The organism is Pseudomonas sp. NyZ201 (genome assembly GCF_049860765.1).
Taxonomy (GTDB): Bacteria; Pseudomonadota; Gammaproteobacteria; order Pseudomonadales; family Pseudomonadaceae; genus Aquipseudomonas; species Aquipseudomonas bharatica.
On sequence record NZ_CP187557.1, the window covers coordinates 1,861,892 to 1,876,771 of the forward strand.

Genomic DNA, 14,880 nt, shown 5'->3' on the forward strand with positions numbered 1-14,880 from the left:
TTGGGAGACGCTATGTCCACTTTTGCGCAAATGATCGAAAACATCACCCCGGAAATCTACCAGAGCCTCAAGCTGGCCGTGGAAATCGGCAAATGGGCCGATGGCCGCAAGCTCACCGCCGAGCAGCGCGAGCTGTCGCTGCAGGCGGTGATCGCCTGGGAGATGCAGAACCTTCCGGAAGACCAGCGCACCGGCTACATGGGCCCGCAGGAGTGCGCTTCGAAGTCCATCAGCGTGCCGAACATCCTGTTCAAGTCGGATGCGATCCATTGATCGAACTCGGCCGTGGTTCCATTCGCAAGATGGCCGCGCGTCTCGAGACGCCGGTCGTGCAATACGCCTTCCGCCTGGGTGAACTGGAAGTACCGGTCAACCCGCTGATCGGCCAGACCGTGCGCCTCGAATACCTGGGCGCCATCCATTGCAGCCACTGCGGCAAGCGCACCAAGACCAGCTTCAGCCAGGGCTACTGCTACCCCTGCATGACCAGGCTCGCCCAGTGCGACCTGTGCATCATGAGCCCCGAGCGCTGCCATTACGACGCAGGCACCTGCCGCGAGCCGTCCTGGGGCGAGCAGTTCTGCATGACCGACCATGTGGTCTACCTGGCCAACTCCTCGGGGATCAAGGTCGGCATCACCCGCGCCAGCCAGTTGCCGACCCGCTGGCTCGACCAGGGCGCCAGCCAGGCCCTGCCGATCCTGCGGGTCGCCACCCGCCAGCAGTCCGGCCTGGTGGAAGACCTGCTGCGCAGCCAGGTGCCCGACCGCACCAACTGGCGCACGCTGCTCAAGGGCGACGCCGAGGCGCTGGACCTGGTGGCCGTGCGCGACCAGTTGTTCGACAGCTGCGCCGATGGCATCCGCGGTTTGCAGGAGCGCTTCGGCCTGCAGGCGATCCAGCCGCTGGTCGATGCCGAGGTCCTGGAGATTCGCTACCCGGTCGAGGCCTATCCGGGCAAGATCGTCAGCTTCAACCTGGACAAGAACCCGGCGGCCGAAGGCACGCTGCTGGGGATCAAGGGCCAGTACCTGATCTTCGACACCGGCGTGATCAACATTCGCAAGTACACGGCCTACCAGTTGGCCGTGCATCAGTAAGCGTGAATCAGTAAAAAAGGACCGCCACATGCGCACCGAACAGCCGCAAGTGATCTACCTCAAGGACTATCAGGCGCCCGAGTACCTGATCGACGAAACCCACCTGACCTTCGAGCTGTTCGAGGACCACAGCCTGGTCCACGCGCAGTTGGTCATGCGCCGCAACCCGGCACGTGGCGCCGGCCTGCCGCCGCTGGTGCTGGACGGCCAGCAGCTCGAACTGCTGAGCGTCGCCCTCGACGACCAGGCCCTGGCGGCAGGCGACTACCAGCTCGACGACAGCCACCTGACCCTGCAGCCGAAAAGCGAGCGCTTCACCCTCGACACCAGCGTGCGCATCCATCCGGAAAGCAACACCGCGCTGGAAGGCCTGTACAAGTCCGGCGGCATGTTCTGCACCCAGTGCGAGGCCGAGGGCTTCCGCAAGATCACCTACTACCTCGACCGCCCGGACGTGATGAGCGCGTTCACCACCACGGTGATCGCCGAACAGCACCGCTACCCGGTCCTGCTGTCCAACGGCAACCCGGTGGGCAGCGGCCCGCAGGAAGATGGCCGGCACTGGGCGACCTGGGAAGATCCGTTCAAGAAACCCGCCTACCTGTTCGCCCTGGTGGCCGGCGACCTGTGGTGCGTGGAAGATAGGTTCACCCGCCAGTCCGGCCGCGACGTGACCCTGCGCATCTATGTCGAGCCGGAAAACATCGACAAGTGCCAGCACGCCATGACCAGCCTGAAGAAGTCCATGCGCTGGGACGAAGAGGTCTATGGCCGCGAGTACGACCTGGACATCTTCATGATCGTCGCGGTCAACGACTTCAACATGGGCGCCATGGAAAACAAGGGCCTGAACATCTTCAACTCCAGTTGCGTGCTGGCCCGCGCCGAAACCGCCACCGACGCCGCGCACCAGCGGGTCGAGGCGGTGGTGGCCCACGAATACTTCCACAACTGGTCGGGCAACCGCGTGACCTGCCGCGACTGGTTCCAGTTGTCGCTCAAGGAAGGTTTCACCGTGTTCCGCGATGCCGAATTCAGCGCCGATGTGAACTCGCGCACGGTCAAGCGCATCGAGGACGTCGCCTACCTGCGTACCCACCAGTTCGCCGAGGATGCCGGGCCGATGGCCCACGCGGTGCGGCCGGACAGCTTCATCGAGATCTCCAACTTCTACACCCTGACCGTCTACGAGAAGGGCTCGGAAGTGGTGCGCATGGTCCGTACCCTGCTCGGCGCCGAGGGCTTCCGCAAGGGCAGCGACCTGTACTTCGAACGGCATGACGGCCAGGCAGTGACCTGCGACGACTTCATCAAGGCCATGGAAGACGCCAACGGCGTCGACCTGACCCAATTCAAGCGCTGGTACAGCCAGGCCGGCACGCCGCGCCTGGCGGTCAGCGAGTCGTGGGATGGCGCTGCCGGCACCTACAGCCTGACCTTCCGCCAGAGCTGCCCGCAAACCCCGGACAAGGTCGAGAAGCTGCCGTTCGTGATCCCGGTCGAACTGGGCCTGCTCGACGCCCAGGGCAACGACCTGCCGCTGCGCCTGCAAGGCGAAGACGCTGCCGTTGGCACCAGCCGCGTGCTCTCGGTGACCGAGGCCGAGCAGACCTTCACCTTCGTCGATATCGCGGCCAAACCGCTGCCGTCGCTGCTGCGCGGTTTCAGTGCGCCGGTCAAGCTGTCGTTCCCCTACGACCGCGACCAGCTGATGTTCCTCATGCAGCACGACAGCGATGGCTTCAACCGTTGGGAAGCCGGCCAGCAACTCTCGGTACAGGTACTGCAGGAACTGATCGGCCAGCAGCAGAAGGGCCAGGCCCTGGTGCTGGACCAGCGACTGGTCAGCGCCCTGGACAGCGTGCTGGGCAACGACAGCCTGGACCAGGCCATGGTCGCCGAGATGCTCTCGCTGCCGAGCGAGGCCTACCTCACCGAGATCAGCGAAGTGGCGGATGTCGATGCCATCCACGCCGCCCGCGAGTTCGCCCGCAGGCAACTGGCGGAGCAACTGTTCGACAAGCTGCTGGCGCGCTACCAGGCCAACCGCGAGATCTCGCGCAACACCGCCTATGTGGCCGAGGCCGAGCACTTCGCCCGGCGCAGCCTGCAGAACATCGTGCTGTCCTACCTGATGCTCAGCGGCAAGCCCGAAGTGCTGGCGGCGACGCTGGAGCAGTTCGACGCCTGCGACAACATGACCGAACGCCTGACCGCCCTGGCGGTGCTGGTCAACTCGCCGTTCGAGGCCGAGCGGGCCAAGGCGCTGGAAGCCTTCGCCGAGCACTTCAAGGACAACCCGCTGGTCATGGACCAATGGTTCAGTGTCCAGGCCGCCAGCACCCTGCCGGGCGGGCTGGCGCGGGTCCGCAAGCTGATGGAGCATCCGGCGTTCACGATGAAGAACCCGAACAAGGTGCGTGCCCTGATCGGTGCCTTCGCCGGGCAGAACCTGGTCAACTTCCACGCGGCGGACGGCTCGGGTTATCGCTTCCTCGCGGATATCGTCATCGAGCTCAACGCCCTCAACCCGCAGATCGCCTCGCGGCAACTGGCGCCGCTGACCCGCTGGCGCAAGTACGACGCCGCGCGCCAGGCCCTGATGAAGGGCGAGCTGCAGCGCATCCGCGATTCGGGGCAGTTGTCCAGTGATGTGTTCGAAGTGGTGAGCAAGAGCCTCGCCTGATTTGCCAGCCTCTCGGGCCTCATCGCCGGCAACGCCGGCTCCCACAGGTATCGCGTACACCGCAGAACCTTGTGGGAGCCGGCGTTGCCGGCGATGAGGCCATCAGCAACACCAAAACCTTCCGATAACAAAAGATAACGTCTCGTTCGTTGTCAGCCCTTCGCAATCCCCCTTAGGATGGCCATCAGCTATTGCAGGGCTCTGGAACACGCTTTTCGCAGTACCTGCATCTGGATTCACCCACATAACAAGAACCGGGGGACAGATCGATGACCGAGCCTCTTCTAGCGCCGCAGCACGCAACGGTGCGTGCTCGACCATGGGCATTGGCAGCCGGCATGGCCGTGCTGCTGGCCATGGGCTTCCAGGCAGACAGGGTCGAGGCCGCAGCCTCGCCGGAGGCGGAGGTCTGGTCCACGCTTTCCGCCAAGTCCGACAAGGGCCTTTTGCTGGACGTGACCCGTGCCGGCGCGCGACTGGTGATGGTCGGCGAACGCGGTCATATCCTTTTCTCCGACGACCAGGGTAGGACCTGGACCCAGGCCAAGGTGCCGACCCGCCAGTTGCTCACCGCCGTCACCTTCGTCGATGACAAGCATGGCTGGGCCGTCGGCCATGACGCGCAGATCCTCGCCAGCAGCGATGGCGGCGCGACCTGGAGCAAGCAATACGAAGACCTTTCCCGCGAAGCGCCGCTGCTCGATGTGTGGTTCGAGAACCCGCAGCACGGCCTGGCCATCGGTGCCTATGGCGCCATGCTCGAAACCACCGATGGCGGCCAGCACTGGCAAGACGTCGGCGACCGCCTGGACAACCCCGACGGCCTGCACCTGAACGGCATCGCCCGGGTCAAGGACGCCGGCCTGGTCATCGTCGGCGAGCAGGGCAGCCTGTACCGTTCCAGCGATGACGGCCAGACCTGGGAAAAGCTCGAAAGCCCCTATGAAGGCTCGTTCTTCGGCGTGATCGGCACCGCTCAGGCGAATACCCTGCTGGCCTACGGCCTGCGCGCCAACCTGTACCGTTCCACCGATTTCGGCAGCACCTGGCAGCCGATCAGCTTGCAGGCTGCCCGCGGTCCGCTTCAATTCGGCCTGGCAAGCGCTACGCTTCTCGATGATGGCAGTCTGGTATTGGTGGGCAATGGTGGCACCGTCCTGCGCAGCAGCGACGATGGCCAGACCTTCAGCGTCTTCAACCGTCCCGACCGCCTGGCCCTGGCTGGAGCCAGCGGCCTGTCCGACGGCAATCTGATCCTGGTGGGGCAGGGTGGCGCGCACTATGCCACCGCCACCGGTGCCGAGAGGGCGCAACCATGACCGTTCGGGAGTCGTTCAGCATGAATCAGCACCATCAGGACAAGCCGACCACCCTCGAGCGCCTGATTTTCAACAACCGCCCGGCAGTGATCGCCATCTGCCTGCTGGTGAGCGTGTTCCTGTTCTGGCAGGCCACGCTGATCCGCCCGTCCACCAGTTTCGAAAAGATGATCCCGCTGGAGCACCCGTTCATCCAGAACATGCTCGAGCACCGCAATGACCTGGCCAACCTCGGCAACACCGTGCGCATCTCGGTCGAAGCGGTCAACGGCGATATCTTCGACAAGGACTACATGGAAACGCTGCGGCAGATCCATGACGAGGTCTTCTACATTCCCGGCGTCGATCGCTCCGGGCTCAAGTCGCTGTGGAGCCCGGCGGTGCGCTGGACCGAAGTGACCGAGGAAGGCTTCTCCGGCGGCGAGGTGATCCCCAACACCTACGACGGCTCGCCGCAGAGCCTCGATACCCTGCGCGACAACGTGCTCAAGTCCGGGCAGATCGGCCGCCTGGTGGCGAACAACTTCAAGTCCAGCATCGTCGATGTGCCCCTGCAGGAGTCCTACCCGGACCCGCAGGACCCGGGCAAGCAGATCAAGCTCGACTACCAGCAGTTCTCCCACCAGCTGGAAGAGAAGATCCGCGACAAGTACCAGGCGCAGAACCCCAACGTGAAGATCCATATCGTCGGCTTCGCCAAGAAGGTCGGCGACCTGATCGACGGGCTGATGATGGTGGTGGGCTTCTTCGGCATCGCCTTCGTTATCACCTGGGTCCTGCTGTACTGGTTCACCTGGTGCATCCGCAGCACCATCGCGGTGTTGATCACCACGCTGGTGGCGGTGGTCTGGCAGCTCGGCCTGATGCATGTGGTGGGCTTCGGTATCGATCCGTATTCGATGCTGGTGCCGTTCCTGATCTTCGCCATCGGCATCTCCCACGGGGTACAGAAGATCAACGGCATCGCCCTGCAATCCAGCGATGCCGACAACGCCCTGACCGCCGCGCGGCGGACCTTCCGCCAGCTGTTCCTGCCGGGGATGATCGCCATCCTGGCCGACGCCGTGGGCTTCATCACCCTGCTGATCATCGATATCGGGGTGATCCGCGAGCTGGCCATCGGTGCATCCATCGGTGTGGCGGTGATCGTCTTCACCAACCTGATCCTGCTGCCGGTAGCGATTTCCTATGTCGGCATCAGCAAGAAGGCCATCGAGCGCAGCAAGAAGGACGCGACTCGCGAGCACCCGTTCTGGCGCCTGCTGTCGTCCTTCGCCAGCGCCAGGGTAGCGCCGGTGTCCATCGTCCTGGCCCTGCTGGCCTTCGGCGGCGGCCTCTGGTACAGCCAGAACCTGAAGATCGGCGACCTCGACCAGGGCGCCCCGGAGTTGCGCCCGGATTCGCGCTACAACAACGACAACGCCTTCATCATCGACAACTACTCGACCAGTTCCGACGTGCTGGTAGTGATGGTCAAGACCCCGACCGAAGGCTGCTCGGTGTACGGCACCATGGCGCCGATCGACGAGCTGATGTGGACCATGGAGAACACCCCCGGCGTGCAGTCGGCGATTTCCCTGGTGACCGTGTCCAAGCAGATGATCAAGGGCATGAACGAGGGCAACCTGAAATGGGAAAGCCTGTCGCGCAACCCTGAAGTGCTGAACTCCTCGGTGTCCCGTGCCGACGGCCTGTACAACGGTGACTGCTCGCTGGCGCCGGTGCTGGTGTTCCTCAACGACCACAAGGCGGAAACCCTGGATGGCGTGGTCAAGGCGGTCAAGGCCTTTGCCGACGAGCACAACCGCGAGGGCCTGGAATTCCTCCTGGCGGCGGGCAATGCCGGGATCGAGGCGGCCACCAACGACGTGATCAAGTCGGCCGAGCTGACCATCCTGGTCCTGGTGTACATCTGCGTGGCCGTGATGTGCATGATCACCTTCCGTTCCTTCGCCGCGACCTTGTGCATCGTCCTGCCGCTGGTGCTGACCTCGGTGCTGGGCAACGCCCTGATGGCCTTCATGGGTATCGGCGTCAAGGTCGCCACCTTGCCGGTGGTGGCGCTGGGCGTGGGCATCGGCGTGGACTACGGGATCTACATCTACAGCCGCCTGGAGAGCTTCCTGCGTGCCGGCCTGCCGCTGCAGGAAGCCTATTACCAGACCCTGCGCTCCACCGGCAAGGCCGTGCTGTTCACCGGCCTGTGCCTGGCCATCGGCGTGTGCACCTGGATCTTCTCGGCCATCAAGTTCCAGGCCGACATGGGCCTGATGCTGACCTTCATGCTCCTGTGGAACATGTTCGGCGCCCTGTGGCTGCTGCCGGCCCTGGCGCGCTTCCTGATCAAGCCGGAGAAACTCGCCGGGCAGAAGGGCAACTCGATCTTCGCCCACTGACCCGATCGCTGGAAGGAACCTCACCGGGGGCCAGACGTCACAACGTCTGGCCCCCGGTGCATTTGGGCTATCATTTGCGCCTTTTCCCCAGACCATGGCTGCCATCCGATGACCACCCTTGCCAATGCCCTGCAATCCTGCGACATGCTGCTGATCGACGGCCTGCATTGTTTCGACTTCGTCCACGACGACAGCGGCCTGCGTGCCGAATGCATGGATGGCCGTGCGCTCAAGCGCTGGGTGTTCAGCCCGGCGCAGGTCGCGGCGGCTCGCGCCGAGGGCGGCGACTGGCTGATCGACAGCGACAGCGGCGAGCACCGCCTGGTGTGCATGGGTGCCCTGCGGGCCCCGGAGGATGATGAAGACGATGAAGAAGACAGCCATGAGCCTGCTGCTCGCTAGTGGCCTGGGGATGACGGCGCACGCTCACGAATTGCTGGTCGGCAGCTACACCGACGGCGCCAGCCAGGGTATCTATCGCTACCGTTTCAGCGATGGCCGCATCGAGGCCGCGCCGCTGCAGGTCACGGTAACGGGCAATCCTTCGTGGCTGACCCTGTCTGCCGACGGGCGCCGACTGTTCGCGGTCAACGAGGCGGCGGCGGGGCAGGTGTCGGCGTTCAGCCTGGATGCCGGGCATGTGCTGACAGCGTTGAACCAGGTCGGCAGCGACGGCGCCGAACCGACCCATAGCAGCCTGAGCCGGGACGGGCGGTTCCTGTTCGTCGCCAACTATGGTGGCTCCAATGCCGAAGGCGGCAGCCTCAGCGTACTGCCGGTACTCGCCGACGGCAGGCTCGGCCAGCCGTTGCAGCACCTGCGGCATGCCGCCAGCAAGGTCGATCCCGAGCGCCAGGCCACGCCCCATGTGCATTCGGTGGTGTCGTCGCCGGACGGGCGTTTCGTCTTCGCCAGCGATCTGGGCGCGGACAAGGTCTTCGCCTACCGCTACGAACCTGAGCAGGCAGAACCGCTCCAGGCCCTGGGCGCGGTAGCCTTGCCGCCCGGCAGCGGCCCGCGGCATCTGCTGTTCAGCGCTGATGGCCGGCATGCCTGGCTGACCCTGGAGATGGGCGCGGCGGTAGCGGTATTCGATCATGAGGATGGGCACCTGACCCTGCGCGGCACCCAGCCCCTTACCGACAATACTGATCCCGCGGCCAGGGCCGGCGGCGCCCTGCATGCTTCGGCGGACGGGCGCTTTCTCTACGTCAGCAATCGCGGCACGGCCAACGAACTGGTGGTGTTCGCCATCGATCCGCTCGATGCTGGGCTGAGCCTGGTGCAACGGCGTTCGGTGGAAGGGGATCACCCGCGGGAATTCGCGCTGGATCCGCAGCAGGGTTTCGTTTTGGTCACCAACCAGAAGAGCAATGAAATCGTGGTGATCCGCCGCGATCCGGCAACCGGGCTGCTGGGCGACGTGGTGCAGAGGTTTGCCCAGCCGGCGCCGTCGGACGTGAAGTTCCTCGACTGACTATCGACGGCCTCGATAATCGTTAGTGCCGCAATGAATTTTTCCCGGAAGGCCCCGGGGCGTAGTTTTGAACCAAGCCAGACGGCTTCTCAACTCAACGACTCCGAGGCCAGACCGATGAACTTCAATCTCTTTCCCGTAATCGCCGCATCCGCCATTTCCGCGTCCGTTGTGCAGGCTGCCAATGCCCATGTCGAGATCAGCCAGCGCAAGGCCGCGACGCCCAGCTATACCAGCGAGTACCTGCGCCAGAGTGCCAATTTCTATGCGGCGCTGGATCACAAGGCTTCGCACTGAATTTTGGGTGTACACGGACCCTGTGGGAGCGGGTTCACCCGCGATTGCGGTAGTGGATTCACCGACGTAATCGCGGGTAAACCCGCTCCCACAGGGTCCGCGTAAAGCCCGCTAGGGTTGTTTGGCCATGATCGCCTTGAACAGCTCCGATTCCAGCCAGCCTTGCAACCAGGCCCTGAGCCTCGGGTAGGGCGCCTCGGCGAACCATTGCGGTTCGACCCCGGCGAACTGGCGGATAAACGGCAACAGGGCGGCATCGGCCAGGCTTGGGTGGTCGGCGAGCAGGTAAGGCTGCTCGCCGAGCAGCCCCTCCAAGTCCGCGAGGATCACCTGCGCCTGCTGCCGATAATGCTCCCGGGAGTGCTCCGGGTAGCGCTCGGCATATTTGTAGTGGTTCAGGTGAAGCTTGAACTCGCTGTCATTGCGCGCGATCAGCGCATCGATCCGCGGATCGCCATCGAGTCGCCAATCCTGCGGATCATGCTGCGCCAACGCCCAGCGCATGATATCCAGGCTTTCCTCCAGCACCCGACCTTCGACGCTGAGCACCGGCACCGTGCCCTTGGGCGACAGCGCCAGCATCTGCGCCGGCTTGGCCTTCAGGCTGACTTCCTCGATGTGCACCGGCACCCCGGCGTAGCGCAGCGCCAGGCGTGCGCGCATGGCGTAGGGGCAGCGGCGGAACGAATAGAGGATCATCCCGCCACCTCAAGATGGCTCAGGCCATTGCCCTGGCGGCGCACCTGGATCTGCACGCCGATCCGTTCATGCATCTCCTGCACGTGGGAAATCACGCCGACCTTGCGCCCCTGGGCCTGCAGGCCGTCGAGGGCGTCCATGGCCAGTTGCAGGGATTCGGGATCGAGGCTGCCGAAGCCTTCGTCGATGAACAGCGATTCGATACGCAGGGTGCTGGACGCCATCGACGCCAGGCCCAGCGCCAGCGCCAGGGAAACCAGGAAGGTTTCGCCACCGGACAGCGAATGCACCGAGCGCAGTTCGTCGCCCATCTCGGTGTCCAGCACCAGCAGGCCGAGCTGGCTGCCGCCGCGCTTGAGGCGGTAGCGCTTTACCAGCTGGCGCAGTTGCTGGTTGGCATGGTGCACCAGCAGGTCGAGGTTGTAGCTCTGGGCGATCTTGCGGAAGGTATCGCCGCTGGACGAACCGATCAAGTCGCTCAGGCGCGCCCAGCGCTGCCATTCCTCGCGGGCCTGGGCGATGCGCTCGGCCAGGCTCTGGCTGGCCTGCTGGCGGCGCTGGTCCTCGGCTTGCTGTGCGCGTAGCTCGGCGCATTGGTGCTCTTGCTGGTCGAGTTGCTGCTGGCTGGCAAGCAGGGTTTGGTCCAGCTCTTCGACGCTTTGTTCGGTGAGCTGCTGCTTCTGGTGCTGTTGCAGGCGCTCGTCACGTTCCTGGAGACGCACGCTGCATTGCTCGACGGCTTTCTCGGCCGACTGCAGGCGCTGGCGCAAAAGCGCGACCTGTTCGTCGTCCATGCCGAGCAGGGCGTCGAGGCCCTGTTCGTCCAGTTCGGGATGGGCCTGGCGCCACTGGTCGATGGCGGCGTCCAGTTGCTGGCGTTCCTGGTCCAGCGCCTGGTGCTGCTCTTCCCGGGCCTTGAGTTCGCTGGCCAGGGCGGCGGCCTGGGTGCGGGCATCCTGCATCTGCTGGGCCAGGCCCGCCTCGCTGGCGCGGGCCTGTTCCACCGCCTGCTCCAGGGCGCGCTGCCAGTGATCGGCGTCGGCATGCTCGCCGATCAGCCCGGTCAGGGCCTGGCGTGCCTGTTGCTGCTGGGTTTCCAGCGCGGACAGTTGCTGGCTGCGCTGCTCCAGCGCCTGCTGGCGTTCCTGCTGCTTGGCCTCGAGGCTTTCCCGCTGCTTGAGGCGTTCGGCCAGTTCCTGCTGCTCGTCCTTTTGCTGGTCAAGCAGTTGCAGGCGGTCGCTGAGTTGCTGGTCGAGGCTGAGGAAGGTTTCCGACGGGGTTTCCCGCACGGCGGCGAAGATGTCCGCCGGCAGCAGGGTTTCGAAGCGGGCCAGATCCTGGTCCAGGCGCTGCTGGTCGGCATTCAAGCCGTCCTGCTGCTGGTTCAGTTGCAGGGTGGCCTGGCGGTGGGCTTCGTTGGCGTCTTGCAGCTGCTGCTGAAGACGCGCGGCGTCCTGTTGCAGGGTCAGCAGGGTCTGCTGGCGCTGCTGGTCGCGCTCGATATCGTCGTTGAGGCGTCGCAGTTGCAGGTCCAGCCAGGGGCTGCGGGCGGCGCTGTCGTGCTCGGACAGTTGCGGCCACAGGGCCTGGGCCTGCAGGTCCGCGTCCAGGGCCTGGAGCTGGTTGTTCAGCTCTTCCTGCTGAACCACGGAGTCCTTGAGCTGGAGGTTGATGCCGCCCACTTCGACGCGCAGGTCTTCGAGCTTGCGGGACAGGTCGTCGACCACCTTCTGCGCGGCGGCTTCCTCGCTTTCGTCATGGCGGGCGAGGTTTTCCAACAGGGCTTCCGGCTGGTGATACGGATGCTCCAGGCTGCCGCAGACCGGGCAGGGCTGGTCGTCCTGCAACTGCGTGCGCAGTTCCTCGACGCTGGCATTGCGCGCCAGGCGCTGGCGTTCCAGCAACTGGCGGGTCAGGGTCAGGGCCTTTTGCGCTTGCTCCAGTTCCTGCTTGCCCTGCAGGCCGGTGGCGATCAGTTGCTGGCGCTGCTGCTGGGCCGTGGTTTGGCGCTCACGCAGGGCATTCAGGCGCTGTTCGATTTCCTGCTGGCGGCTCCACAGCCGGGCCAGGTCCTCGAAGCCGCGTTGCAGCTTGCGGTTGTCCTGCAACAGGGTGCCGAGCAGGGCGATCTGTTCGGCGAGGGCTTGCGGCTCGGCGGCACTTTCCTGGAACAACAGATCAAGCGACTGGCGCAGCTGCGCGCACTCCTGCGCCCGGGCTTCGGCGGCCTGGCGCAGGGCCGGCAGCTCTTCGCGACCCTTGCCCAGGCGGTTGGCGGTGAGCATTACCTGCTGCAATTGCCCGCGATAGGCATTCCAGGCGCTGCCAAGGTCGGCAAGGCCGGCAGTCTGCTCAAGCCGGGCGGCGATGCTGGCGAGACTCTGCTCGTGGCGCTGCTGGTGTTCGACCAGGGTGTCGAGCTGGTTGCGGCCTTCACTGAAGGCGTGTTGCGCCTGTTGGCCCTGCTCGCGTTCACGGGCCAGGTCCTGTTCCAGACGGGTCAGGTTGTGCTGGATCTCGAAGGCCTGGCGCAGGTTCGGGGCGCTCTCGCTCTGCACGGCGAGGGCGTGTGCCAGCGCCTCCTTGGCGCCGCCGAGTTCCTGCTCCAGACGCAGTTGGCGCTCGCCCAGTTCCGCTTGTTGCCGGCGTTGCTGTTCCAGCGCGGCGGCCAACGGGGAGAACTGGTTGAGTACCTCCTGGCGGCGGGCGAACTGGTGACGCTGCGGCGCCAGTTGTTCCAGGCGCTTCAGGTCCAGGCGTTCGGCGGCCAGGCCGTCCCACTCCTGGCGGGCGCTGGCAAGGGCCTGGGCGGCGGCTTGCTGCTGGTCCTGCAGGGCCAGCAGCTCGTTGAGCCAGGCGCGTTGCTGTTCGAGCTGGCGCAACTGGCCCTGTCCGGCCTTGAGGGCTTGCTGGGCCTCGGCCAGGCGCTGGTCGAGCGCCGCGCGTTCTTCTTCGCTCATCGGCAGCACGCCGCTGGCTTCATGCTCCAGCGACCTGTAGACCTCGGCAGCGTCCCGGGCCTTGATGAAGGCACGCTGGCCGAGCTGGGTATAGATCGCCGTGTTGGTGAGCTTTTCCAGCAGCTCGCTGCGTTCCTTGTCGTCGGCCTTGAGGAAGGCGCTGAACTCGCTCTGCGCCAGCATCACCGCACGGGTGAACTGGGCGAAGTTGAGGCCCAGGCGCGACTCGATCAGTTGTTCGTATTCGCGCTTGCTCTGGTTGCTCAGCAGTTGCTGGCTGTCCAGGTCATGCAGGCTCTGGCGGCTGCCTTGCAACTTGCCGGTGGCCTTGTCGCGGGCGCGGTTGGCTTCCCAGCGGGCGCGGTAGCGGCGGCCGTCGATGCCGACGAAATCCACCTCGGCAAAGCAACTGCCGGTGCCGCGACGCAGCAGGGTGCGCGGGTCGTTGGTGAGGATTTCGCCCTCGGCGTCGGGCACCTTGGTTTCGCGGCCGATGTTTTCCAGGCGCGGCACCGAGCCGAACAGCGCCAGGCACAGTGCATCGAGCAGGGTGCTCTTGCCGGCGCCGGTCGGCCCGGTGATGGCGAACAGGCCGGCACTGGCCAGGGGTTCGGCGGTGAAATCGATTTCGAAAGGCCCGGCCAGGGAGGCCAGGTTCTTCAGGCGGATGGCGAGGATCTTCATGGCTGTTCCTCCTGCTGCTGGACTTCCTGCAACAGCAGGGCGAAATCGGCCAGGGTGCTGTCATCGGCGGCGCTGCCGTAGGCCTGTTCCCAGGCGCGGGCGAACAGGTCCTGGGGGCGCAACTGGCCCAGTTCCACCAGGCGCTCTTCTTCCTCGCCATCGGCGCCGATGCGCCCGGCGTATTCGGCGCTGATCCGTACCAGGCGCACGGCCTTGCCTTGCAGGGCGGTTTCCAGCTGCTGGCGCAGGTCGGGTTGCGGTTCATCCAGTTGCACCCGCACTTCCAGCCAGGGCTGGCGGTGCGGGTCGTCGAGCAGATCGACCACCGGCAACTCGGCGAGCTGTTCGAGAATCTCCGCCAGCGGCGCCGGCCCGATCCGCTGCAGCGCCACGGCGCGCGGCACGCTGCGGCTTTCGACGCTGACCAGCTTGTTGCCCTTGAGCTCCACTTCGAGGATCTGGTGCGGGTATTTGATTTCCGAGAACGACAGCGGCAACGGCGAGCCGCTGTAGCGTATGCGCTCCTCGCCATTGACCTTCTGCGGCTTGTGCAGGTGGCCGAGGGCGACATAGGCGATGTCCGCCCCGAACAGGCTGGCGGGCAGGGCCTCGGCGTTGCCGATGATCAGGCTGCGCTCGGAGTCCTCGGACACCGAGCCGCCGGCCATATGGGCGTGGCTGATAGCGATCAGCGCCTGCTTCGGCTGGCGCCGCTCCAGGGCCGCGGCGATCAGTTTCTCGTGGACCTGGCCAATGCCGCGCAAGTAATCCTCGCCCAGGTGCGGGCCGGTGACTTCGGCCGGGCGCAGGAAGGGCAGGGCCAGGCACCAGGCCTCGACCTTGCCCTTGGCGTTGGTCAGCGGCACCAGCAGGCGCTCGCTGTCGAGCTGGCCTTCGTCGAGCCACTGCACGCGGCCCAGGGCATGGGTGCGCAGGCTGCGCATCAGCGGGCCGGGCAGTTCGATGCGCGAACCGGAATCGTGGTTGCCGGCGATCATCACGATGGTCAGGGCTGGTTGTTGCTCGTGGGCCTTGACGATGAAGTTGTACAACTGTTCCTGGGCCTTCACCGGCGGGTTCACGGTATCGAAGATGTCACCTGCGATCAGCAGGGCATCGGGGCTGCGCAGCTTCAGCTGGCCGAGCAGCCAGTCGAGGAAGCAGGCATGTTCGAAATCGCGCTCCTGGCCGTGCAGGGTTTGCCCCAGATGCCAGTCGGAGGTGTGAAACAGACGCATGGATAGTCCTGTGACGGGGGCAGG

Annotated in this window: 11 protein-coding genes; 8 read left to right on the forward strand and 3 right to left on the reverse strand. The window is 65.2% G+C overall.

Features of this window, described 5'->3' with window-relative positions; all coding sequences use genetic code 11:
* Positions 1 to 12 precede the first annotated feature (12 nt).
* The 8 genes from ACPFMA_RS08430 to ACPFMA_RS08465 all read left to right on the forward strand — a co-directional run bounded on the left by ACPFMA_RS08430 (position 13) and on the right by ACPFMA_RS08465 (position 9,275).
* A complete protein-coding gene (locus ACPFMA_RS08430) occupies positions 13 to 273 on the forward strand; it encodes a YeaC family protein (protein WP_009403136.1) in 261 nt (86 codons plus the stop codon).
* A complete protein-coding gene (locus ACPFMA_RS08435; RefSeq protein WP_425929963.1) occupies positions 270 to 1,100 on the forward strand; it encodes a DUF2797 domain-containing protein in 831 nt (276 codons plus the stop codon). The genes ACPFMA_RS08430 and ACPFMA_RS08435 overlap by 4 nt, the downstream gene beginning before the upstream one ends.
* A gap of 28 nt (positions 1,101 to 1,128) precedes the next feature.
* Positions 1,129 to 3,786, forward strand: a complete 2,658-nt coding sequence (pepN, locus tag ACPFMA_RS08440; protein WP_425929964.1) for an aminopeptidase N — start codon at positions 1,129 to 1,131, stop codon at positions 3,784 to 3,786.
* Positions 3,787 to 4,055: 269 nt separating this feature from the next.
* Complete coding sequence (locus tag ACPFMA_RS08445) at positions 4,056 to 5,105, forward strand: WD40/YVTN/BNR-like repeat-containing protein (protein ID WP_425929965.1); 1,050 nt, start codon at positions 4,056 to 4,058, stop codon at positions 5,103 to 5,105.
* A 20-nt stretch (positions 5,106 to 5,125) separates the two neighbouring features.
* Positions 5,126 to 7,501: an efflux RND transporter permease subunit gene (locus ACPFMA_RS08450; protein ID WP_064303549.1), complete on the forward strand. Its 2,376-nt coding sequence runs from the start codon at positions 5,126 to 5,128 to the stop codon at positions 7,499 to 7,501.
* A 108-nt stretch (positions 7,502 to 7,609) separates the two neighbouring features.
* Positions 7,610 to 7,903 carry a DUF5629 family protein gene (locus ACPFMA_RS08455; protein WP_064303521.1) on the forward strand — a complete coding sequence of 98 codons (294 nt, stop codon included), beginning with the start codon at positions 7,610 to 7,612 and terminating at the stop codon, positions 7,901 to 7,903.
* A complete protein-coding gene (locus tag ACPFMA_RS08460; RefSeq protein ID WP_425929966.1) occupies positions 7,869 to 8,978 on the forward strand; it encodes a lactonase family protein in 1,110 nt (369 codons plus the stop codon). The genes ACPFMA_RS08455 and ACPFMA_RS08460 overlap by 35 nt, the downstream gene beginning before the upstream one ends.
* A gap of 117 nt (positions 8,979 to 9,095) precedes the next feature.
* On the forward strand, positions 9,096 to 9,275 hold the full coding sequence (locus ACPFMA_RS08465; RefSeq protein WP_009403143.1) for a hypothetical protein: 180 nt from the start codon (positions 9,096 to 9,098) through the stop codon (positions 9,273 to 9,275).
* Positions 9,276 to 9,386: 111 nt separating this feature from the next.
* Here ACPFMA_RS08465 and ACPFMA_RS08470 read toward each other — a convergent pair whose 3' ends face one another.
* The 3 genes from ACPFMA_RS08470 to ACPFMA_RS08480 are packed head-to-tail and all read right to left on the reverse strand — an operon-like array spanning position 9,387 to position 14,856.
* Positions 9,387 to 9,974 (reverse strand): glutathione S-transferase, encoded by a 588-nt coding sequence (locus ACPFMA_RS08470; RefSeq protein WP_425929967.1) that lies wholly within the window; start codon positions 9,972 to 9,974, stop codon positions 9,387 to 9,389.
* Entirely contained in the window at positions 9,971 to 13,618 is a 3,648-nt protein-coding gene (locus ACPFMA_RS08475) for an AAA family ATPase (RefSeq protein ID WP_425929968.1), read from the reverse strand. Before ACPFMA_RS08475 ends, ACPFMA_RS08470 begins: the two co-directional genes overlap by 4 nt.
* On the reverse strand, positions 13,615 to 14,856 hold the full coding sequence (locus tag ACPFMA_RS08480; protein WP_425929969.1) for an exonuclease SbcCD subunit D C-terminal domain-containing protein: 1,242 nt from the start codon (positions 14,854 to 14,856) through the stop codon (positions 13,615 to 13,617). Before ACPFMA_RS08480 ends, ACPFMA_RS08475 begins: the two co-directional genes overlap by 4 nt.
* Between the last annotated feature and the right edge of the window lie 24 nt (positions 14,857 to 14,880).